The sequence below is a fragment of the Burkholderia sp. SIMBA_062 genome, from assembly GCF_046534765.1.
GTDB classification, from domain to species: domain Bacteria; phylum Pseudomonadota; class Gammaproteobacteria; order Burkholderiales; family Burkholderiaceae; genus Burkholderia; species Burkholderia ambifaria.
Genome location: NZ_JAWRYD010000365.1, coordinates 1 through 261, shown reverse-complemented (window position 1 = coordinate 261; position 261 = coordinate 1). Strand labels below are relative to the sequence as shown.

Sequence of the window (261 nt, the reverse complement as noted above, 5' to 3'; positions counted from 1 at the left end):
GGGATTGGCGGAAACGGTTTTTCAGTTTTGTCTTTGAACTTGCTGTCTGGATGGCAAAAAATATATTTCCCAACTTTAGAGATAAATGAAGGGCTCAATTTTAATGTTACAAACCAGGAATTTATTGCTCCAGAAACCGGAATTTACAATGTCTATGTTTTTATAGAAATGGCATCACTGCTATCGGCTTCTACATTAGGAGCTGGAATTTTTAAAATAAATTCGGGATCAAGCACTGCAGCTTTAATTTCAGATGAATCA

At 35.6% G+C, this 261-nt stretch carries 1 protein-coding gene; it reads left to right on the top strand.

What is annotated here, in order from left to right; genetic code table 11:
* A partial coding sequence (locus SB786_RS36705) for a hypothetical protein (RefSeq protein ID WP_410731647.1) occupies nucleotides 1-261 on the top strand: 261 nt, incomplete at both ends.